At 42.1% G+C, this 20,924-nt stretch carries 18 protein-coding genes; 10 read left to right on the forward strand and 8 right to left on the reverse strand.

Going from position 1 to position 20,924, the window contains the following annotated elements; genetic code table 11:
• The first annotated feature begins 85 nt into the window (after positions 1–85).
• Both IPJ86_16465 and IPJ86_16470 read left to right on the forward strand, forming a co-directional pair.
• The gene (locus tag IPJ86_16465; GenBank protein ID MBK7888815.1) at positions 86–2,011 is read left to right on the forward strand and encodes a 1-deoxy-D-xylulose-5-phosphate synthase; all 1,926 of its coding nucleotides are present in this window, start codon (positions 86–88) and stop codon (positions 2,009–2,011) included.
• Between the two features lie 365 nt (positions 2,012–2,376).
• Positions 2,377–3,891 carry a T9SS type A sorting domain-containing protein gene (locus tag IPJ86_16470; GenBank protein MBK7888816.1) on the forward strand — a complete coding sequence of 505 codons (1,515 nt, stop codon included), beginning with the start codon at positions 2,377–2,379 and terminating at the stop codon, positions 3,889–3,891.
• Positions 3,892–4,033: 142 nt separating this feature from the next.
• On the opposite strand, the gene IPJ86_16475 is transcribed toward IPJ86_16470, so the two are convergent.
• The 3 genes from IPJ86_16475 to IPJ86_16485 form a co-directional block, all read right to left on the reverse strand.
• Positions 4,034–4,606, reverse strand: a complete 573-nt coding sequence (locus IPJ86_16475) for a phosphoribosylglycinamide formyltransferase (protein ID MBK7888817.1) — start codon at positions 4,604–4,606, stop codon at positions 4,034–4,036.
• A gap of 60 nt (positions 4,607–4,666) precedes the next feature.
• Entirely contained in the window at positions 4,667–4,900 is a 234-nt protein-coding gene (locus IPJ86_16480; protein ID MBK7888818.1) for a hypothetical protein, read from the reverse strand.
• 103 nt (positions 4,901–5,003) lie between these two features.
• On the reverse strand, positions 5,004–5,174 hold the full coding sequence (locus tag IPJ86_16485; GenBank protein ID MBK7888819.1) for a hypothetical protein: 171 nt from the start codon (positions 5,172–5,174) through the stop codon (positions 5,004–5,006).
• Between the two features lie 232 nt (positions 5,175–5,406).
• On the opposite strand from IPJ86_16485, the gene IPJ86_16490 reads away from it, so the two are divergent.
• Positions 5,407–5,961, forward strand: coding sequence for an HNH endonuclease (locus IPJ86_16490; GenBank protein MBK7888820.1), 555 nt, complete (start codon positions 5,407–5,409; stop codon positions 5,959–5,961).
• Between the two features lie 140 nt (positions 5,962–6,101).
• Here the strand turns inward: IPJ86_16490 and IPJ86_16495 are convergent, their stop codons facing one another.
• From IPJ86_16495 to IPJ86_16505, 3 genes are all read right to left on the reverse strand, one after another.
• Positions 6,102–6,875 carry a nucleotidyltransferase domain-containing protein gene (locus IPJ86_16495; GenBank protein MBK7888821.1) on the reverse strand — a complete coding sequence of 258 codons (774 nt, stop codon included), beginning with the start codon at positions 6,873–6,875 and terminating at the stop codon, positions 6,102–6,104.
• A 23-nt stretch (positions 6,876–6,898) separates the two neighbouring features.
• Positions 6,899–7,669, reverse strand: a complete 771-nt coding sequence (locus IPJ86_16500) for a PorT family protein (protein ID MBK7888822.1) — start codon at positions 7,667–7,669, stop codon at positions 6,899–6,901.
• A 907-nt stretch (positions 7,670–8,576) separates the two neighbouring features.
• The gene (locus IPJ86_16505; GenBank protein MBK7888823.1) at positions 8,577–8,771 is read right to left on the reverse strand and encodes a hypothetical protein; all 195 of its coding nucleotides are present in this window, start codon (positions 8,769–8,771) and stop codon (positions 8,577–8,579) included.
• A gap of 138 nt (positions 8,772–8,909) precedes the next feature.
• On the opposite strand from IPJ86_16505, the gene IPJ86_16510 reads away from it, so the two are divergent.
• The 3 genes from IPJ86_16510 to IPJ86_16520 all read left to right on the forward strand — a co-directional run bounded on the left by IPJ86_16510 (position 8,910) and on the right by IPJ86_16520 (position 11,147).
• On the forward strand, positions 8,910–9,146 hold the full coding sequence (locus IPJ86_16510) for an acyl carrier protein (GenBank protein ID MBK7888824.1): 237 nt from the start codon (positions 8,910–8,912) through the stop codon (positions 9,144–9,146).
• Positions 9,147–9,167: 21 nt separating this feature from the next.
• Entirely contained in the window at positions 9,168–10,421 is a 1,254-nt protein-coding gene (fabF, locus tag IPJ86_16515) for a beta-ketoacyl-ACP synthase II (protein ID MBK7888825.1), read from the forward strand.
• Between the two features lie 63 nt (positions 10,422–10,484).
• Positions 10,485–11,147, forward strand: a complete 663-nt coding sequence (locus IPJ86_16520) for a ribonuclease III (GenBank protein MBK7888826.1) — start codon at positions 10,485–10,487, stop codon at positions 11,145–11,147.
• 648 nt (positions 11,148–11,795) lie between these two features.
• Here the strand turns inward: IPJ86_16520 and IPJ86_16525 are convergent.
• Positions 11,796–13,427 carry a T9SS type A sorting domain-containing protein gene (locus IPJ86_16525; GenBank protein MBK7888827.1) on the reverse strand — a complete coding sequence of 544 codons (1,632 nt, stop codon included), beginning with the start codon at positions 13,425–13,427 and terminating at the stop codon, positions 11,796–11,798.
• A 329-nt stretch (positions 13,428–13,756) separates the two neighbouring features.
• Between IPJ86_16525 and IPJ86_16530 the strand changes: the two genes are divergently transcribed.
• Positions 13,757–14,275, forward strand: coding sequence for a hypothetical protein (locus tag IPJ86_16530; protein ID MBK7888828.1), 519 nt, complete (start codon positions 13,757–13,759; stop codon positions 14,273–14,275).
• Positions 14,276–14,374: 99 nt separating this feature from the next.
• On the forward strand, positions 14,375–16,582 hold the full coding sequence (locus IPJ86_16535; protein ID MBK7888829.1) for a TonB-dependent receptor: 2,208 nt from the start codon (positions 14,375–14,377) through the stop codon (positions 16,580–16,582).
• Between the two features lie 214 nt (positions 16,583–16,796).
• On the opposite strand, the gene IPJ86_16540 is transcribed toward IPJ86_16535, so the two are convergent.
• Positions 16,797–18,383, reverse strand: coding sequence for a sodium-dependent transporter (locus IPJ86_16540; protein MBK7888830.1), 1,587 nt, complete (start codon positions 18,381–18,383; stop codon positions 16,797–16,799).
• Positions 18,384–18,509: 126 nt separating this feature from the next.
• On the opposite strand from IPJ86_16540, the gene nhaD reads away from it, so the two are divergent.
• Positions 18,510–19,781 carry a sodium:proton antiporter NhaD gene (nhaD, locus tag IPJ86_16545; protein ID MBK7888831.1) on the forward strand — a complete coding sequence of 424 codons (1,272 nt, stop codon included), beginning with the start codon at positions 18,510–18,512 and terminating at the stop codon, positions 19,779–19,781.
• A 50-nt stretch (positions 19,782–19,831) separates the two neighbouring features.
• The gene (locus tag IPJ86_16550; protein MBK7888832.1) at positions 19,832–20,833 is read left to right on the forward strand and encodes a sodium:calcium antiporter; all 1,002 of its coding nucleotides are present in this window, start codon (positions 19,832–19,834) and stop codon (positions 20,831–20,833) included.
• Positions 20,834–20,924 lie beyond the last annotated feature (91 nt).

Genomic DNA, 20,924 nt, shown 5'->3' on the forward strand with positions numbered 1-20,924 from the left:
TAATTCCTTCAACTCCATATCATAAAGAAAGAGTTGAGCCGTTCCCTTACAATTCCTTAACTTTGTGACCATTCCCCCGATGCCCATGCAACAGGTACAAGCCGGACCATTACTCGATAAAATAGTACTTCCTTCCGATCTTAGGAAACTTTCCGAAGATCAATTGGAGTTGGTTTGCAAGGAATTGCGGCAGTATATCATTGATATTGTTTCGGTTAACGGCGGACATTTTGGTGCAAGTCTGGGCGTGGTAGAGCTGACAGTGGCCCTGCACTATATTTTTAATACCCCTCAGGATCAGATTGTTTGGGATGTCGGTCATCAGGCTTACGGGCATAAAATTCTGACCGGCAGAAGGAGTCTTTTTCATACCAACCGTATTTATCAGGGCATCAGTGGTTTTCCGAAGCGTTCGGAGAGTGAGTACGATACTTTTGGTGTTGGTCATAGCTCAACTTCCATTTCTGCGGCCTTGGGTATGGCAGTGGCTTCCCGCTTGAAAGGCGATAAAAAACGTCAGCATATTGCCGTGATCGGCGATGGTGCCATGACAGCAGGATTGGCGTTTGAAGGCCTCAACCATGGCGGCGTGGAGGATTCCAATATTCTTGTCGTTCTCAATGACAATTGCATGAGTATTGACCCCAATGTGGGCGCTCTGAAAGAATATCTCACCGACATCACCGTGAGCCGTACCTACAATAAAATGAAGGACGAGGTGTGGAAGATGCTCGGAGTTATTTCCAAGTTTGGACCCAATGCGCAAGCGATCGCTCAGAAAGTAGAAAATGCCATGAAGAGCGCCTTGCTCAAGCAGAGCAATATGTTTGAGTCGCTAAAGTTCAGGTATTTCGGACCTATCGACGGACACGATGTGAATCACCTGGCGAAAGTGCTGAACGATTTAAAAGAAATTCCCGGACCTAAAATTTTGCATTGTTTAACGGTGAAAGGGAAGGGCTACGAGTTGGCCGAGAAGGATCAGACCAAATGGCATGCGCCCGGACTCTTTGATAAAATTACCGGCGAGATTGTAAAGCCGACAGTAGAAAAACCCCAGCCTCCAAAATATCAGGATGTCTTCGGACATACCATTGTGGAGTTGGCGGAGATGAATAATAAGATTGTGGGGATTACTCCCGCGATGCCGTCAGGGTGTTCGCTCAATATCATGATGAAGGCACTTCCCGATCGTGCATTCGACGTGGGTATTGCCGAGCAACATGCTGTCACTTTTTCGGCAGGGATGGCTACTCAGGGTATGATTCCGTTTTGTAATATCTACTCCAGTTTCATGCAGCGCGCCTATGATCAGGTGGTGCACGATGTGGCCTTGCAGAATTTGCACGTGGTTTTTTGTCTCGACAGAGGAGGATTAGCGGGTGCGGATGGACCTACACATCACGGAGCCTTTGATCTGGCTTTCTTCAGATGTATTCCCAATATGGTGGTCTCTGCCCCAATGAACGAGCAGGAATTACGCAACCTGATGTATACCGCTTCTCATGCGGGCATGGGTCCGTTCTCTATTCGTTATCCGAGAGGAAATGGTGTCATGGTCGATTGGAGAAAACCCTTTGAAGCTATTCCGGTAGGCAAGGGAAGAAAGATTCGTGGGGGAGAGAAGGTGGCCATTCTCACCATCGGACATCCCGGAAATTTCGCTGTAGAAGCATGTGATAAACTTGCGGAAGAAGGACTTTATCCGGCGCACTTTGATATGCGTTTTGTGAAACCACTCGATAGTGCATTACTCCATGAAATTTTCAGCGAATTTAAATCCATCATTACAGTGGAAGACGGCTGTATTCAGGGCGGATTTGGAAGTGCAGTCGCTGAATTTATGATTGACAATCATTATCAGGCGCAAATCACCAGACTTGGTATTCCGGACAAATGGATTGAACACGGAGAGCAAAAAGAACTTTACAGAGAGTGTAATTTTGATGCGAAAGCCATTATGGAAACGGTGAGGGAGATGATGCCGGAAAAAGAACCTGCCGGCCGTTAGACAAATTTAGAATTTAGAATTAAGAATTGAGAATTAATTTTTTTGCAGATGATTTTTGGTTTACAATTAATTTTGTTAAGACGATGATAAATTAATTATCGTTGCAAATAGTTCGAGAAATATATTTTTATTTTCATTGAAGTAAATATTTTATTGAAGTGTTAGAAAGAAAAGAGTAAATTTGATTTCACTTAATTTTAATCCCAATGAAAAACCAATCTACCTCCCCATCAGGTAATTTACGATTAAGCTTTTATTTGAAGAGTGTAGAATCGTTGCGTTGATTTATCAGCATATTCCCAAATTGGGTTTTATCGGGTCACATCGGGTAAGTGTTATAAAACCGGAAAATGGATACTTGCAAAATGAAGTTGTTTAAATATGTAATTTGTTGCATATTATTTTCATGCTATTCTTCGAATGCCCAGTTCACCAATTTGAACTGGGCGTTTGGAGATAGTTGTGGAATAAAATTCAATAGCGCAGGTATTGATTCAAACTATATCACTTCTGTAAATGCACGTGGTACCTGTGCTTCCATTTCAGATGCAAGTGGTAATTTATTATTTTATTCTTCTTCTCCGGATTATAATACGTATGTTTCAGGTTCATCTAATCAATTTGGCGTCATCTTTAATAAGATCGGTTCAGTAATGCAAAACGGTTTAAATTTAATGTCGTCAGGATGGTATCATGAAATGGTGATCCTTCCTGATCCGGGAAATGCTAATGAATTTTATATATTTACAGCAGGGGTTACATCAACCACGAATCCGGGATTGCGGTATTCAAAGGTGGATTTAAGTCAGAATGGTGGGTTAGGAGCCGTAACTCAAAAAAATATTTTACTATACCCTAATCCAATAAATGATGGCTTGATGGCAATAAAACATGGGAATGGTCGTGACTGGTGGTTAATTTATAAGCATTCCGATTTTCAAAGTGATACGATACAAACATTACTTGTAACTCCAAATGGTATTACAATTACTGCGGGTCAACCATTGGGAGCTTTTATTGAGTCCGGCTTTTATCGATTTGCGATGAATCCCGGTGGAACTGTTTTAGCAGGAATAAGTATTCGGAGTGTCATCGAATTATTTGACTTTGATCGTTGTACCGGATTATTAAGTAATCACAGATATATTAGAAACAATATTGGTTCCACGGATTTGAAGGAGCGATTTTGGAGCGTGGATTTTAGCAGTAGCGGGCGATACCTTTATGTTGCAACGGCGGATTGGACCAGCTACTTGTTTCAATTTGATTTGCAGAACGCACAACCCTGGCAAAGCAAAGTGTTGTTAGATTCTATAGATGTCCCGCTAGCCCCTGCCAGTACTATTCGCAGAGCCCCCGATAATCGTATTTACCGCTCCATCGCCTGGAACAATGGAACGAGTTTTAATTATCCCTATCCGGATACAGCATGGAATATATACAACACCCATCTGAGTGTTATTAATTCTCCCGACAGTGGCGGGCTGTCTTGTGATTATCAGCCTTTCAGTGTGTACCTCCCTGGGTGCCGAACCTATCTGGGTTTACCCAATAATCCTGATTATACCTTAGGTCCGGTTATCGGAAGTTCCTGTGATACGCTTTCAATTGGGATCGGAGAAAATGAATCGACTGAACAACTAGTAGTTTCACCCAACCCTTTTAGAGATCAATTTACAGTGAGACCGATTTATGGTGTTTTTTCAGCAAATACGAATTATGAAATGTATGACATGCTTTTTAAGAAAGTGGGAGAAGGAAGAATTGAAGCCGAAAACAATGCGATGATTCGTGCAGAGAATTTGTTGCCGGGGGTTTATTTGCTGAAATTATTTTCCGGAGCTAAACCCTTCCGGGTCAAAATTGTTAAAGCGGAATAATTAACAAATTTATCTGCGAACTATGTTTATAATAATCTTTCAGAAGAGTATGATAGTCTCATTCAATAATTGATTTGAAGAGTAACAGATTTTTCCAATAGGCAGTACTACTGAGTTGCTAAATAACAATATAAACTGTTTTTTATATAGCAGATGCTATAGTTTTCTCCACCACCTCCGGAAAATGTTCCGCTTCCAGTGTTGCAATTTTTTCGGCTATGCGTTGCGGTGAGTCGGATTTCTCCAATGCAACTTTGAACTGCGCGATGATATCCCCTTCATCATACCGCTCATTCACATAATGAATGGTAATGCCGGTTTCAGTTTCACGGGCTTCGGCAACGGCTTCGTGTACATGCATGCCATGCATTCCTTTACCGCCGAACTTAGGCAGGAGTGCAGGGTGGAGGTTGATGATGCGTTTCGGATAGGCGTCAACGATAGCTTTTGGAATGAGGCGCAGATACCCCGCCAGCACGATAAAGGTGATGCCCTGATCCTGAAATAATTTCAGTAATGCCTGTTCGTCCTTACGGAGTTCATTCGTGAGATGGATGGCCGGGACCTTGTGCGCCCGGGCTATGTCGTAAACCCCAGCCGTTGCGCGGTCGCATGCTATGAGGCGTATGCGAGCGGATGGGTGATGTTTGAAGTATTGGCAGAGACGATCCGCGTTGCTTCCCTTTCCCGATGCCAGTATGGCGATTTGCTCCATGATGCAAAGCAATGAAGCTTGATGTCAATTCCAAAATGCGACGACTTAGTTTTTTCATAATTAGTTGGTGAGTATTGATTTGATAACAGTTACAATATGAACGTTGTTCTGAACGATATAGCTTGCAGTCGCTTTCTCGGCCGTATCCGCCTTCGCCCTCGGACCTACAATCAGGAAGATCACTGATATGAGGATGAGCACAGCAATGAAGATTCTTTTGTGATTGTGCTGGTGTTTCTTCATAGTATTTTCTTTGTTGAAGGCAAGATAGAGCCGCATCCACTTTTTAGTCATCTCCCTTTGATGAATGCAGTCTCACGGATGGTGAAAATGGAATTAGCAGGTACGAACGGAGGATTTAATGATGTGTAGGCTTGCAGTTACAAGAATTAGCTTCTTATCCCTTCGTCGAAGAAGGGGAGCGTCCGGATAAGTGCCGGAGGAATGGAAAACCGGAAGGGAAATCCCTCATCTTTTGCATTAAAATGAGAGTAGATTTTTTTCCTTGCTGATGAGGAAGGAGTAAAGAAGAGGAGTCGGGTTTAATGGTATATGATGATTTTGCCATTCCTTCTATCATCGACTTCGCAGAATCATGAAAATAAGCCGATTAGGAGCACGTTTTAATTCAGCCAGCTGATTTTGGGCCAGATTTGGAGCAGCAAAGATCGATTATTTATTTTACAAGTAACAGATATTCAATGAAATACATCAGACTTTAACCGAACGCACAATAATTTGAACTAACGTATGCCCTATACTAAATTTTTATATTTTAGTCCTACCTAAAAATCAACCCAATGGTTAAGCCTCTAAAAAATGAAAAATGGAAAGTGATCAATTTCAGCAAGGGTATTTTTCGCTGCGAATATGCCGTTTCCGATCACGGACGACTTGTAAGTTATACCTCCAGTATTCAGGATGGTAATCTTTTGAAAGGAACCCTTATGGGAGGTTATCCGACTTTAAAATTAAAACCGGAAGGGCGGAACATGACCTTGTTTATTCACCGTTTAGTGGCCGAGGCTTTTATTCCGAAAAGAAGCGAAAAATACGAGTTTGTCATTCACCTGAATTACAATAAAGAAGACAACCATGTCCGCAACCTGCGTTGGTCGACCAAGGAAGATATGGAAAAGCACCAGCAGAAAAGTCCTGCCGTCCTGGCCTATCGATCCGTCAACCGTAAGAAAGGGCATAAGCTCACAGATGTCGTCGTGAAAAAAATCAAGCAAATGATCAACGACAAAAAGCGTGTAAAAACCATGAAACAAATCGCTGATCATTTCGACATCAGCGAAATGCAGTTATACCGTATCAAGAGCGGTGAAAACTGGGGACATGTAAAAGCATAGAACGAAAAAAGCCGGCTGTTCAGCCGGCTTTTTTCGTTAGGGCTGCTAGCTGCTCGCTTCTGGCTGCTTGCTTTTTTTTGACAGTTCGAAGTATTTCAATCTCTTTTTTCATGTATAGGTAGCCTGCGTTTGCATCAGCCTTACTTTTCCCAAGCTTCATAAATGGTCTCTTTAAATAGTTCGTCAAGTTTGGCGGTATCCGGTGGGGTATTCTGAACGATCGATTTGACATAGTTGTTGTAAAATTCAATTTTCTGTTCAAGGAAGTCGTTAAGGATTTGGATTTTTGGTTCTACATTAAATTCTTCACCTGCCATTTTTCTTTTCAAGAGCTTTTGGATTTCCGTCTTGATGTTCATATCACTCACTTGATTGTCGAGGAGTTGGTGAAATTCCATAGGGGGCATTGAATTTGTTTGTTTGATCCAATCGCATGCAAGTATGGGTCGTAATACATAAAAGTATTTTTTCACAAGTACATTGTCCCTTTGTAAATAGTCTTTGAAATTACCTTCTGCCATATGAAGGTAATGATGAAGGCAGGATTTAGGGTTGAAAAAATCTTTTGTCAAACTACGAAGTTTATCAACGGTTGAATATTGTTGCATGTAAACGATTGGACTTCTTAGCCATTCTAACAGGGGTGGATTAGATTTTCTAAAAAGTCGTAAAGCCTTTTTTAACTCCCAACCGGCAAGGTCAATGTCATTTGGTAGAATTTCCTCTTGACTATCTTTCTTATCATCGATTTTTAAATACCAGTCGAGTTTATGAATGTAAATGTACCTTACGTCCCAGTCACTGTCAGATGAAGCAAATCCCCAGGCTCGACTACCACTTTCAACAGCAAACAAAATTTTTATTTCTTGTTGTAGTTCAAGTTTTAGAAGTTCCTTTTTTATTTCGTCTGTCATTGTTATGGTGATTCACTATAAATCTACTTCAACAAATAATAACAACTAAAATTCAATCCCGCGCTCCATAAAGTGGCGGTGACCGGAGTATCAGTTATTTTAAGCAATCCATAGCGGAAGGTGGGTTCTGCTCTTAAATTTATTTTGTTGTTGATTTTATAATCGATACCCACACTGATGGTCGGTGAAATGTTGAACGGATTGAAGTCATAGGGCTGATCATAGGTTTGCCGTTTGGCATCTTCATTCCCGTATTTGACTACACTGGTCATCGTGGCATTGAGTAAAATATTTGTGGTAATTCCAACACTCGTAACAAAATGTAATCTCTTTTTCCCAAAACGATAGAGCACTCTTACCGGGACATCCAGATAATGATGATGATAAACAATCTTCGCATAAGTGGGTGCCGCCGCTCCGTTAGAAGTGTATATAAAACCATAGCGTGGATCAATCATATCCCCAAACGTCAAAGCAGAATTTTTGAATTCATAACCCTTGTTCGAATATTGAATACCTATCTCAACGCCCCAATTCTTCGAGAAGTTGTAGCCTGCATTTAAGCCTGCCGTATAACCCAACTTCGGACCTTCGCTCTCGTCCCTCAAATCAATGATCATGTCACTGGTAGAGTTACCATTATTATTTTTCAAAGTCCGATAGCAATAATCAGGGGAAATATTGACGCCAATTGTAAGTCGTTTGAATTCGGATGTTTCTTGCAGGGTTAGGGTGTCCTGGCCGATGGCGGAAGAGGAAAACAGGATTGCGGTTATTAAAGTTAGGTACTTCAAGTGAATACATTTAATTGCTTGTGCGTTGTTCGAAGTGAAAGATAATAAATTCCATGCATATAATCTCTTTAATTCAAAAACCCGCAAATCTTATAAGGCTTCAGTAGGGCGAAACATTTCCGATACGTTTGTAAGCTGGATTCAATTTCATTTACTGCATTGATGGACATTTATGTGTTCCGTACGTGCAGAAAACGCAACAGTTCCCGTCTTTCGGTCGCATTTCAGCATTACACTTTTCGCAATTATATTTTATTACGCAAACATCTGTGGGCATTGTCTCCATTTTTCTGTATCCGCATTTAGGACAAGTAATTTCTGATACCATAGTAACTGTTCCTCCTGCGTTTGCTGAGTCGTTAATACAACAAGAGTCTTTGGGATCCTTTTTGTCTGAAGTCAAGGTATCATCTTTTGTAGGGGTGGAGCAGTTAGCAAGTAATAGTGTGCCGATTAGTATTAAAAAATGTTTGATTGTCTGCATATGTTTTTGTAGTATAGAATTGTTTCGCACTTTTTGAAGGTGTTACTGTTCGTTCTATTCACAAGTGTTTAAAGTTCGCAACATTATTTGTATGAAGTTTATTGCCCAGGTTGCTGTTCATTCCAATACCAATTAAATGCGTTAGTAAATTTTTTCGTTCACTTTATTAGTTTTTAATTTCTTTCTATTAGAAGATTATAAGGTAGCATTGTCCATAAACATAGCATTTAACACCAGTAGGAGAGCTGCCGGAAAAAATTCTCACCTACCGGCTAATTTACTTCAAATAAACAGATTCTTAATAAAAGTGAAACCCAGCAAGCAGCCAGAAGCAAGCGGCAAGCAGTCGCGAGGCTTCATCTCCTTACAGAGATTTTTGCTCGCGATGGGAGCGGCACCTCCCCACCATAAGCCCTCAACCTCTTATCCAATTCTCAACACCAATATAGCCTCTCTTCCTCCAAAAAAAGCAAAAAGCCAGAAGTAAACGGCAAGAAGCAAATATCCAACAATAGCCTCCCCTACACCAAAAAACAAACAAGCAGCAAGCAGCTCCGACCTCAGCCGGTAGCCCTCATCCCAAAGCCGGCAGCCGGCAGCCGGCAGCCGGAAGCCCAAGACATTTTCTCCTAAAATCGACCAATTTCAATGCCCAAATCAATATTTGCAATTGAAAATCAATAATATAAAACAATAGTGGCTGCGTTGTCATTATTTATTACTTTTGCCCCCTGTCTAAACCAATTCTACAGAACAATGTCTGACATTGCATCACGTGTAAAAGCCATCATAGTTGACAAATTAGGCGTCGACGAAAGCGAAATTACTAACGAATCTAGCTTCACCAACGATCTTGGTGCTGACTCTCTCGATACAGTTGAACTGATCATGGAGTTTGAAAAAGAATTTAATATTGCTATTCCTGACGATCAGGCGGAGAAGATCTCCACTGTGGGTCAAGCCGTAGATTATATTTCGGCTAACGTAAAATAATCTGTTTCCTAACAGGCGCGCATGGAACTGAAACGCGTAGTCATCACAGGAATGGGGGCGCAAACCCCGCTCGGAAATAACGTTGCTGATTACTGGCAAGGTCTTCTCTCCGGCGTGAGTGGTGCTGCTCCTATCACCCTTTTTGATGTTTCCCGATTTAAGACTCGCTTTGCCTGTGAGGTAAAGGACTTCGATCCGGGAAAGTATTTTGACCGGAAGGAAGCCCGGAAACTCGATCGTTTCTCTCAACTGGCCGTCGCGGCTTGCGAGGAAGCAGTGATCGATGCCGGCCTCCTCGAGAATAAGCCTGATCCTGACCGTACCGGAGTGATCTGGGGCTCAGGCATCGGTGGACTCAGAACTTTCCTCGATGAAGTGATGAGCTATGCGCGTGGCGATGGTACCCCTCGTTTCAATCCTTTCTTCATTCCAAAGATGATTGCCGATATCGCAGCCGGTCATATTTCGATGCGCTATGGCTATCGCGGTCCTAATTTCTGTACGGTTTCTGCCTGTGCCTCTTCTACCAATGCCATCATTGATTCTTTCAACTATATCCGATTGGGTATGGCGGATATCATTCTCTGCGGTGGTAGTGAAGCTGCTGTGAATGAAGCCGGTATCGGTGGATTCGGAGCGATGCATGCCCTCAGTGAGCGAAACGATGATCCGGCTACGGCCTCTCGTCCTTTTGATCTGGACCGGGATGGTTTTGTGCTGGGTGAAGGTTCCGGATGTCTGATCCTCGAAGAACTGGAGCATGCCAAAGCCCGCGGTGCAAAGATTTATGCCGAAGTCGCCGGTGGTGGAATGAGTGCAGATGCCTATCATCTCACAGCCACTCACCCCGAAGGATTGGGTGCCTATAACGTAATGCGCAATGCATTGAAAGATGCGGAGATGACTACGGCCGATATCGATTATATTAACGTGCACGGAACTTCTACTCCGGTAGGTGATCCGAGTGAAGTGAAGGCGATATGTAAGCTTTTTGGGGAGGATGCCTTCAGATTGAACATCAGCTCTACCAAATCCATGACCGGTCATTTGCTGGGTGCTGCAGGTGCCATCGAAGCAATTGCCACAGTAATGGCGGTTGTTACCGATGAAGTACCACCAACCATCAATCACTTTACCGATGACCCTGCCTTCGATCCGAAACTCAATTTTACTTTTAATAAACCGCAGAAGCGTACCATCGATGCGGCCCTGAGCAATACCTTCGGTTTTGGCGGACACAATGCTTCTATTATTATCAAAAAGTATAAGTCCTGAGTTTTGGCAGTTCGTACCCTGATCCGGTATTTTCTAAAAGCGGACGCACAGGAAAAATCATTTATCCTTTCGCTGCATAGCCTCCTTGGATTTTATCCGGGTAATCTCTCCTTGTATAAGCTGGCCTTCAGTCACCGCTCCCTGGCACTCGAAACCGTGGGCGGAAATCGCCTGAGCAATGAGCGGCTCGAATATCTGGGCGATGCCGTACTCGGTGCTGTTGTGGCCGATCTCCTCTTTAAAAAATATCCGTTCAAGGATGAAGGTTTCCTAACGGAGATGCGTAGCCGAATTGTGAGTCGTGAGAATCTGAAACAACTGGCAGTGAAGATTGGTATTGATGAACTCCTGAAGAAAGATGCCGGTCCGGGGAGTTATCGGAGTATGTACGGAGATGCCTTTGAAGCTTTCATCGGCGCCATTTACCTCGATAAAGGCTATGCATTAACGCAGCAATATATTCTCGCCCGTATCATTCGTCCGCATGTGGACCTGGAAGAAATTGAATCTACAGAAAAGAATTTTAAGAGCCTGATTTTAAACTGGGGTCAGCGGGAAAAGCACCAGGTCGCTTTTGACACCGTGAGCGAAGACAGCAGAACCCGCCTGATTACCATCAAACTCCTTATTGACGGAGAAGAGAAAGCCCTCGCCACAGATTACGTAAAGAAGAAAGCCGAACAAATTGCCGCACAAAAAGTCTGCAAGGAACTCGGACTTATATGAAAATATTTAAATACGTTTAAGATATTTTGTACGACATCTCTTTAGAATGCAGTTAGTAATTTAAGCACTTAATAATGTATCTGACCAACCTTCTGACTTCCTCGTTGGGTAACCTTAATTTAAAACCCGAGGAGACCTTTGATTATTTGCTGTTCGCAAGTTAGTATCAGGATATGAGTTATCAGTTCAATGTTTAACTTTAGAAAGCTTATAGTATAAACTGCGAATTTTATCCTTATAGCGATATCTTCAAAATAAGTTTTCTGCAAAAGACAGGAATAGAAATGACGCCAGAACGGAGATGGATATTTCTTCAATAAGCCCTGTAGGGGCGGTATCTCTGTAACCGACAAACTCCCCTATCCTTTCAACCGCCGGCAACCGACCTAAGGTCGGTTGCCGGCATAGGTGGGAGAAGATGGGATTCTTATTTTACAGAGATACCGCCCCTACAGGGCTTATACCTCGAAAAACTCAGGACATGTCTCAGGTATAACTTAACACCCGTGAGACATCCTAAGACACCCGTTAATTTACAGCATCGAGCTGATTTTCTATTCCTTGTAAAATCAACTGTTTTTTTCCATGAAAGTCAGGAGATTGCAGTTAGTAATTTAAGCACTAATACTATTTACTTAACCAACCTTCTCATTTTACAAACTTCATTACTTCATTACCTGCTTTTAAAATATATACTCCCGCCGGCAATGCTGCGATTGAAAAGGTTATGGAATTCATATTTGGGGTCACAGATTTCTCTATTTGCAGGCGACCGTTTATATCAAATAGTTGCACCCATCTTACCGAGCCCCATCCATTGGTTTGCTCTAATGTGATAAAATCCTCTGCAGGATTTGGGTATAAGGCAAATGAAGTCTTGACCGGAATTTCTTCCACCGCTACCGGTAATACACAGGCAGTATGATTGTACTCAATATAAACGTTGTTTAAACTGCCGGACATATTGGTGAGCAGGAAACATATTCCTCCCTGAGGCATACGAATGAGATAATTATCGATGACGGGCGTGAATCCGGGTGAGGAGAGATCGAAGCCGGAGGGCGTACAGCGTTTATTTCCATTCCCATCTATTACTTGTTTCTTTAAAATGTAATTACTGGTATAAGAACCCCAGTAAACATGGAGTCCATTACTCAAAAGTAGGATTCGGGGAAAAACATATTGCGGTTGCTGTAAGGTATCTATGGCTGTTGGAATTGTCCAGAGAAGGTTCCCTGTCTGACTTACTTTCTGTACATAACAATTAAAGCCCACGCCTGAGCGAAAATCTCTCCAGGTAACATAGGCATTACCGTTAGTGTCTATTTCCAAATCCGGCAAGTCTTGATTGTTGATGGTGTCGAATACGGTTACAGGAGTATTGCCCCAGCTTTTTACTCCGGCCGAATCTATTTTACTCAAATAAATGCCGGTGAAGAGTGAATTCGTTCCCCCATCCCAACACACATAATAACTGCTCTGAGGACCCTTTTCGAGGATACTTCTTCCTTCCCCTGTTGGTTGACCGGTGTTTAACTCTATGCCGTTTGCAGACCATAACAGATTACCGATGCCATCCAGATGTTGCACACGCAGGTATTGATTTATGCTGGAAGAATATCGTGTAAAGAGGACGGTCAATCCTCCTTGTCCATCCGGCAGACAAGATCGGTTCTGGTATTCATTCGCGGATGGAGATACTGCAATGCCGGTCGTATCCCAGAGCAGATTCAAATTTAAATCCAGTTTTTGGGCATAGACCTGTTCGTTAGTTGCGGGCTTTTCAAGAGTCATCGTGCAGAATAAAAACTGTCCGTCAGTGACCATCGACAAATCATCCCAGAAGTTGCTGATATGGGAAACGAGCTTTCTTCCTCGTCCGGGAAGTAAGGGTAGTCCATTTATATCATAATGTTGTACGAAAGCCCCGTAAGGAGCATTGTCATCAAAATAGGCGAGATAACAACCACCGCTTCCATCCGGAAGTACTACCGGATTTTTTTGTGTATTGGTAGATGGAAGTACCTGCACACCTGCGAAACCCCACAGTAAATTACCAGAAGAATCCATCTTTTGTATCCATATATCCGACCCGTTTATGTTAGGTTCGTGCGTGGCGATAAAAATTGCTCCATTGGCATCTATTGCTTTTGAAATGGAGTTTTCACTCAGGTGACCGGCATTTATACCTGTCCAGATCGGTGAGGATGGGGTGGGCCATTGGGCATTGCAGCAATGTGAAAATGCAAGGAATAGGAGGATGGAAATTAATTTTTTCATGCTGTCAAATGTAAGGAGTATAAATAGAACTTTTGAAAAATATAGCATCGTGGTAGCTGTGCAACTCTTATCTTTTCATAAATATTTAAAAAACTGCCCGGTAACATAAAATTGAATGTTTTAGCGTCCCGGCAACTTGTAAAAGGATGTATGCCCGCTAAGGCTTCGGGGATTGTGTTTTAAATTTGGAAATGAAAATTAAAAATTCTTTGCAAAATAGGATCAGAAAATTCAATTCCGGAAAGGCGAATTGAATTTCGTGTTTAGATAAAAAGTACATTTGTATACATTGATTTCGCTTACCCGTGAAATAATTGAAAATAAATAACTTGAAACGCACCCTCTCAGTTTTCCTGTTTCTGCTGTTGGCTTTCCAGGCCGGAGGTTTATTATTTATCTATAGCGTTCAGCAGCACTATATCCAACATAGTATGCTTAGGGCGCTGAGTGGGAATGATGAAAGACTTGAAAAATTAATTTTGACAAAAGAAGTGTACTATGCTTCAAAAGTGAATCATTTTGAGATTTGCCTGGACGGGAAAATGTACGATATTAAGTCGGCAGACATGCAGGAAGAAACAGTAGAACTCCTGGCCATTCATGACAAAGAAGAGGAGAATGTTTTAGTAGAAATTCGAAAATTGATATGTCATAGTTCGGATAAACATTTACCCTACCCTCACTTGTTAAATAAATTACTGACGGTCTTTTATGATCAGGTGACTTTTGAAATGATCGCTCCTGAAATATTATCATTAGTAGAAAGCTCTTTACCACAAGATGATTTAAAGATAGCTTTGGGAATACATGTTGTTGCGACTCCTCCCCCTGAAAGCTTTTTTTGTTGATTAGTTATATCATTCGCTTATCGTCTTTGAATTTGTACACGGTCGTGAAACTCGTGTATTGATCGGGGCATCAATTTAACTTACCTTAAAATTAAAATTATGAAACAACAAGTACTGCTTGTAGTAGCAGTGTTATATACGCATCTCTCCTATAGCCAGTCATCCTCTCCCGATACCAGCATAAATTCGCTGAATGAGGTGATTATCTCAGCCTCTAAAGGAGAAGAAACCCGGAAAACAGTTTCTCAGCAGGTGCAACTGATGACAGCGAAGGAGATCAGAGCAGCTCAATCTCAAACCACAGCAGATCTTCTCTCCAATACCGCGGGCATCTTTGTGCAGCGTAGCCAAATGGGAGGCGGCTCTCCTGTGTTGAGAGGATTTGAAGCCAGCCGTATCCTGATTGTAGTAGATGGTGTGCGGTTGAATAATCTGATTTACCGCAGCGGACATCTTCAAAACATCCTTTCTCTTGACAATAATAGTCTGGATAGAGTAGAAGTGCTGTTCGGTCCTTCTTCTACGATGTATGGCAGTGATGCATTGGGAGGTGTGATTCATATGTATACGCAACGTCCGGTGTTCGCCGAAGAGGGAAGCAAGCAACATCTGAAAGTGAATGCCTTTACTCGTTTTGGAACTGCCAATGATGAATTTACCGGACATGTGGATGTAAATATCGGCGGTAAAAAATTTGCATCCTTTACATCGTTCACTTATTCTTCTTTCGGTGATTTGCGTGGAGGAGAAAATCAAAATCCTTTTTACGATAAGGAATTTGGTGTACGTCCATTTTATGTGGATCGTATCAACGGTGTGGATTCACTCGTGAAAAATGATGATCGTTATCTGCAAGTGCAAAGCGGCTATAGTCAATATGACCTGGTACAGAAATTTGCATTTAAACAAAACGATAGAGTGACACATGGTCTGAACATTCAGTATTCAAATACCACCGATGTGCCGCGTTACGATCGTTTAACAGATCCCGATGGAGATGGATTGCGAAATGCAGAGTGGTACTATGGTCCGGGTGAACGAATGCTGGTAGCGTATGATCTGAATGTGAATAACGGGATCGGTTTTTTTCAATATATCCATGCCGGACTGAATTATCAGGCGGTTGCCGAAAGTCGTCATCAGCGCAGGTTTGGCCTCACCGGACTTCAGCATAGAGTGGAGGAAGTGGGAATAGCAGGACTGAATTTCGATCTGAAACATATCGCAGGGAATCAGGTCTTGCAGGTGGGTGTAGATGCACAGTACAACACCTTAACATCTACCGCTGAAGAAGAAAATATTGAGACAGGAGAAATTTCGGCACTGGATACCCGTTATCCGGATGGTGACAATACCATGAGCAATGCGGCCGTGTACCTCTCCCATAGCTGGAAAATCAATCCACACCTCACCTTAAATGATGGAGTACGTGTGGGAATGAGTCAACTGAAATCGACCTTCGTGGATACCTCTTTTTTTAAATTTCCATTCAGCGAAGTCAGTCAGAACAATGTGGTGTACTCGGGTAGTATCGGATTGATACATATCCCCAATGATGATTTGAAATTCTCGGTATTGTTGAGTTCAGGCTTCCGGGTTCCTAACGTGGACGACTTATCGAAAATATTTGAAACGGCACAGGGTACAGTGGTCGTCCCTAATGAGGATATTGAACCTGAGAAAACCATCACCGGTGAAATCGGTATCACTAAAATCTATAATGGAAAAACGAGTTGGGAGAATACACTCTACTACACGGGATTTTTTGACGCGATTGTCACCGATGTGTTCAGTTATCAGGGAAAAGATTCGATTGTATATGACGGTGTGTTGAGCCGCGTACTCGCCAATCAGAACCGGGACAAAGCCTTCATCTATGGTTTCTCCACAAGTTTCCGCACACGATTGATGGAAGAGTTACTGTTGAGCCTGAGTGCAAGTTATACCTATGGCAGGGTGAAAACGGATAGTGCTGATGTACCTCTGGATCATATTCCTCCATTCGTGATGCGCATGGGTATCAATTATACTTTTAACAAATTCAGCTCCGATTTTTATGTCAATTACAATGGCTGGAAAAGGCTGAAGGATTATTCATCCAGTGGAGAGGATAATTTGCAGTATGCTACTCCGGAAGGTATGCCCGCCTGGTTTACCATAAATCTGCGAGTTGCTTATCGGTTACATAAGCTGATAACGATTCAGGCAGGTGTAGATAATGTCTTCGATACACAATACCGGACCTTTGCCAGTGGGATCAATGCGCCGGGAAGAAATGTGTTCGGGACTTTGAGATTTCACTTCTAAAAAATTTAATGGTTGAAAAGTGGCAATGACAATCAACACAGCGTTTGCAACAGGATCGTTACAAACGCTGTGTTTAACTGAATTATAAACTAATTATCAGAATAGGAATCCGGCTCTTTCTTCTTGGGCATGGTGAGTACGCGCCAGAAGAAGTAAATGGTCACCACTGTGATGATACTTTCTGCTCCTACCATCATTAGAATTGCATCTGCGTTCATACGGTTTTCCTCCCTTCTTTTAAGCGTTTTTTGTAGGCAATATAAACAAGATAACTAACGGCTACGAATATGCCCAATAATAATACACGGCTACCATTCAGATAAGCCATTTGTTCATTGATGGCATCTATCCTCAGCGGATCAGTCGACAGGGCCAATTCTGCTTTTAGTGCCGTATTATTAATCTTGTTCCAAATGTCCGGCAAGCTGGCAACGAAAACCCATCCTAAAATCAATGGCGTAATAAACTGAATGATGAAACGGAAGACAGGAGGCACTTTTATATCTGCACCCATATTGATCTCCTTCCATCCCTTGTCCATGCCAAATACCCATGCGAAGAGAATAATTTCGGCTAGCGCGAAGACAACGAGTGAAACGGTTCCCGCCCAATAGTCGTACTCATCAAAGACACCGTGGTTAAAGAATAAAACTGTGGGTAATCCTAAAATAAGAATGGCGAGACCAAATGTCCATGCTGAGCGCTCTCTCTTCCATCCGAATTCGTCCATTAAAAATCCCATACAGGGAGTGCCCATAGCGAGTGATGAGGTAATACCGGCAAAGAATAATAATCCGAACCAAAACACACCGGCAACGGCAGCCAATGTATCTCCCCATTGCTGAAAGAGATAAGGAAGAGTCCGGAATCCTAAACCAAGTCCACCGGATTGTGTCATCTCCACTACTTTGTCAATGCCCAGATATCCGATTGCAATAGGAATCAGGATTGAGCTACCCAATACTACTTCCACAAATTCATTCATCCATCCTGCGCTCATCGCATTCAATGCAATATCATCTTTAGATTTTACATAAGACGCATAACATTGGATGGATCCCATACCAACAGATAGTGTAAAAAATATTTGTCCCGCTGCCGCCAGCCATACTTTCGCCGACCATATCGAATCATAATTAGGTGTCCAAAGGAAATTTAGTCCAACAGTTCCGTCGAAAATAGCACCCTGCTCTCCTGCTTTGATGGTTACCCCTTTTATTGCCAATAAAATTCCGAAGAGGATTAGCAAGGGCATTCCGATTTTCGCTACTTTCTCCACACCGCCACTGAGTCCCTTCGAAAGAATCCATGTATTCAATGCCAGACAAAATAACCATACTATAACAGGCTCAAATCCTCCTCCTTGTAAATTAACATAATTATCAAAAAAGGAAGCAATTTGAGCAGAAGTTTGTCCGCTAAAAGATCCACTTATAGAATGCCAGATATATGCAAGTGTCCAGGATTCAAGATAACAATAATAAGCTGCTACTGCCAGATTGGTAAAAATTCCAAAAACACCAATATATTTCCAGATGACTCGTTTGGGATCCATCGAATCGAGTATAAATGGAGTACTATGGTGACCATGTCTCCCTCCGAAACGGCCCATTGACCACTCCACAAATAAGAGGGGTATCCCCATCACGAGAAAACAAACCAGATAGGGAATGATAAATGCTCCACCGCCATTTTGGATAGCCTGAACAGGGAAACGCAGGAAATTACCCAGCCCGACAGCATTCCCCGCCATGGCTAAGATGAGTCCAACACGTGAGCCCCAGTTTTCTTTATTGCTCATATAGATCCGTTCATATTTCTTCAAACATAGAAATTATTTTACAAATAGCAAATCATTTCACATTTGGCGAGATATTCCTCCGGGTATCGCCCTCATACGATTGAAATTATTTATTTTGCAGTCATTATGGAAGCGATTATTGTTACGATATTTATTCTGGGATATGCAGCGATTACCTTAGAGCACCCACTGAAAATCAATAAGTCAGCATCAGCTTTGCTAACAGGAGTGTTGGTGTGGACCATCTGGATCTTATGGAGTCCGGGCAATGTATTGGAAGTGGAGCAGGAGTTGTCACATCATCTCAGTGGGGCTGCAGCTATCATTTTCTTCCTTCTGGCCGCCATGACCATCGTTGAATTAGTTGATGCCCATGATGGATTTACGATTATTACTTCTGCTATTCATACGCGTGATAAAGCAAAATTGCTGTGGATCATCTGCATGATATCCTTTTTTCTTTCAGCAGTACTGGATAATCTGACGACCACCATTGTTATGGTTTCTCTTGCCCGGAAAATTTTAAGAAACCAGGAGGACCGGATGATGTTCGCAGGGATGATTGTGATCGCTGCCAATGCGGGCGGTGCCTGGTCGCCTATTGGGGATGTAACTACAACGATGCTTTGGATAGGCGGGCAGGTGAGCGCCTCAGCAATTATTCAGAATCTCTTTGTACCATCCGTTGTTTGTTTGCTTATTCCGCTCTACTTTGCCGGCAGAACGATGAAAGGGAAGGTGGAGGAAGTGGTGACTGCAGAGGAAGAAGTCTCCATCACTACACGTCGTGAAAGAAATACTATTTTCTTTGTGGGAATAGGTGCTTTGGTTTTTGTACCGGTTTTTAAGACGATTACTCATCTCCCACCCTATATGGGAATTTTATTTGGTCTCGGATTTTTATGGGCCGTAGTGGAGTTCATTCACCGAAGGAAAGAAGATGAGCAAAAAGAATACTATTCTGTATCGAAAGCCTTGCAACGCATCGACACGCCCAGTGTATTGTTCTTCCTCGGAATTTTAATTGCTATCGGTGCATTGGAAAGTACCCATATTCTAGGTCATTTGGCGCAATGGATGAATGATGAAATCGGGAATCTTACGCTCATCATTACAGGTATTGGATTTTTATCTGCCATTGTAGATAACGTTCCGCTGGTAGCGGCAAGTATGGGAATGTATGATCTAGCTACTTATCCCATGGACGATTTTCTCTGGGAATACATGGCCTATTGCGCGGGAACAGGCGGCAGCATTCTCATCATCGGTTCTGCAGCAGGAGTAGCAGCCATGGGTATGGAGAAAATTTCATTTATTTGGTACATTAAAAAAATTAGTCTGTTTGCAATGATTGGATATGCAGCGGGTGCGTTAGTATACGTTGGATTAAATATGTAATGAATGTGTGAGAAAATGGTGTGGAGAATTCAAATTATATATTTAATCATATGAAAACTTTATTTACTGATAGTTTCCTCTTTATAATATGCGCGGCAATCATTTTTTTTGCCGGGAAACGAATATCCTATTATGGCGATATAATTGCAGAACTCACCGGATTTGGAAAGGCCTGGATAGGTTTAATTCTGATGGCAAGCATCACCTCTTTACCGGAACTAATGGTGGGTATTAGCTCTGTAGCAATTGTAGAATCGGCTGATCTTGCAGTAGGAGATATTTTAGGTAGTTGTGCTTTTAACCTGGGCATTCTTTCAGTATTAGATGCTTTCACCCCTAAAAATAAACCATTGTTTTCACAGGCTTCGCAAAGCCATGTGCTGGCAGCGTCTTTTGGATTGATTTTACTTACCATGACAGGATTAGCTTTGTACCTGCCTGTCGATTTTATTTTAACTCCGGGGATTGGAATAACAAGTATACTTTTTATGGTTGTTTATTTGCTTTCCATAAGAATAATTTTTCAGTACAACAGTCGCCAGCCAAAGAAAGATGAAATTGCACATCCTCATGAACAATTAACTTTGCGCCAGGCCGCATGGAGATATGCCGGATTTGCGCTGATTATCATTGGCGCAGCTTTGTTTCTTCCTCATTTCGCTGAAAGAATTGCCGTTCATACCGGTTTGGGAAAATCATTTGTGGGTACCTTATTTCTGGCCATTTCAACTTCTTTACCGGAAATTGCAGTTTCAATTGCTGCACTTAGAATTGGAGCAGTGGATATGGCCGTTGGAAATCTTCTTGGTAGTAATATTTTTAATATCCTTATTCTCTTTATTGATGATCTGTTTTATACGAAGGGGCATTTACTGAAAGATGCATCAGAAAGTAATTTAACATCTGTGTTTGCTGCAATACTTATGTCGGCTGTAGTAATTATTGGACTCACGTACAGATCCATTGGTAAAAAGCATCTTCTCGCCTGGGATACGATGGTAATCCTTTTGATTTATATAGCTAATATTATATTACTCTATAAATTAAGCTGAATTTCGCGGCGGGGTTTCAACAATAAGCCGCTGGCTTCCGGCTACCAGCTGTGGGTTGAATGCTTAATACTATTTCCAATGTTGGAATTTT

The sequence above is a fragment of the Bacteroidota bacterium genome (genome assembly GCA_016713925.1).
Taxonomy (GTDB): domain Bacteria; phylum Bacteroidota; class Bacteroidia; order AKYH767-A; family OLB10; genus JAJTFW01.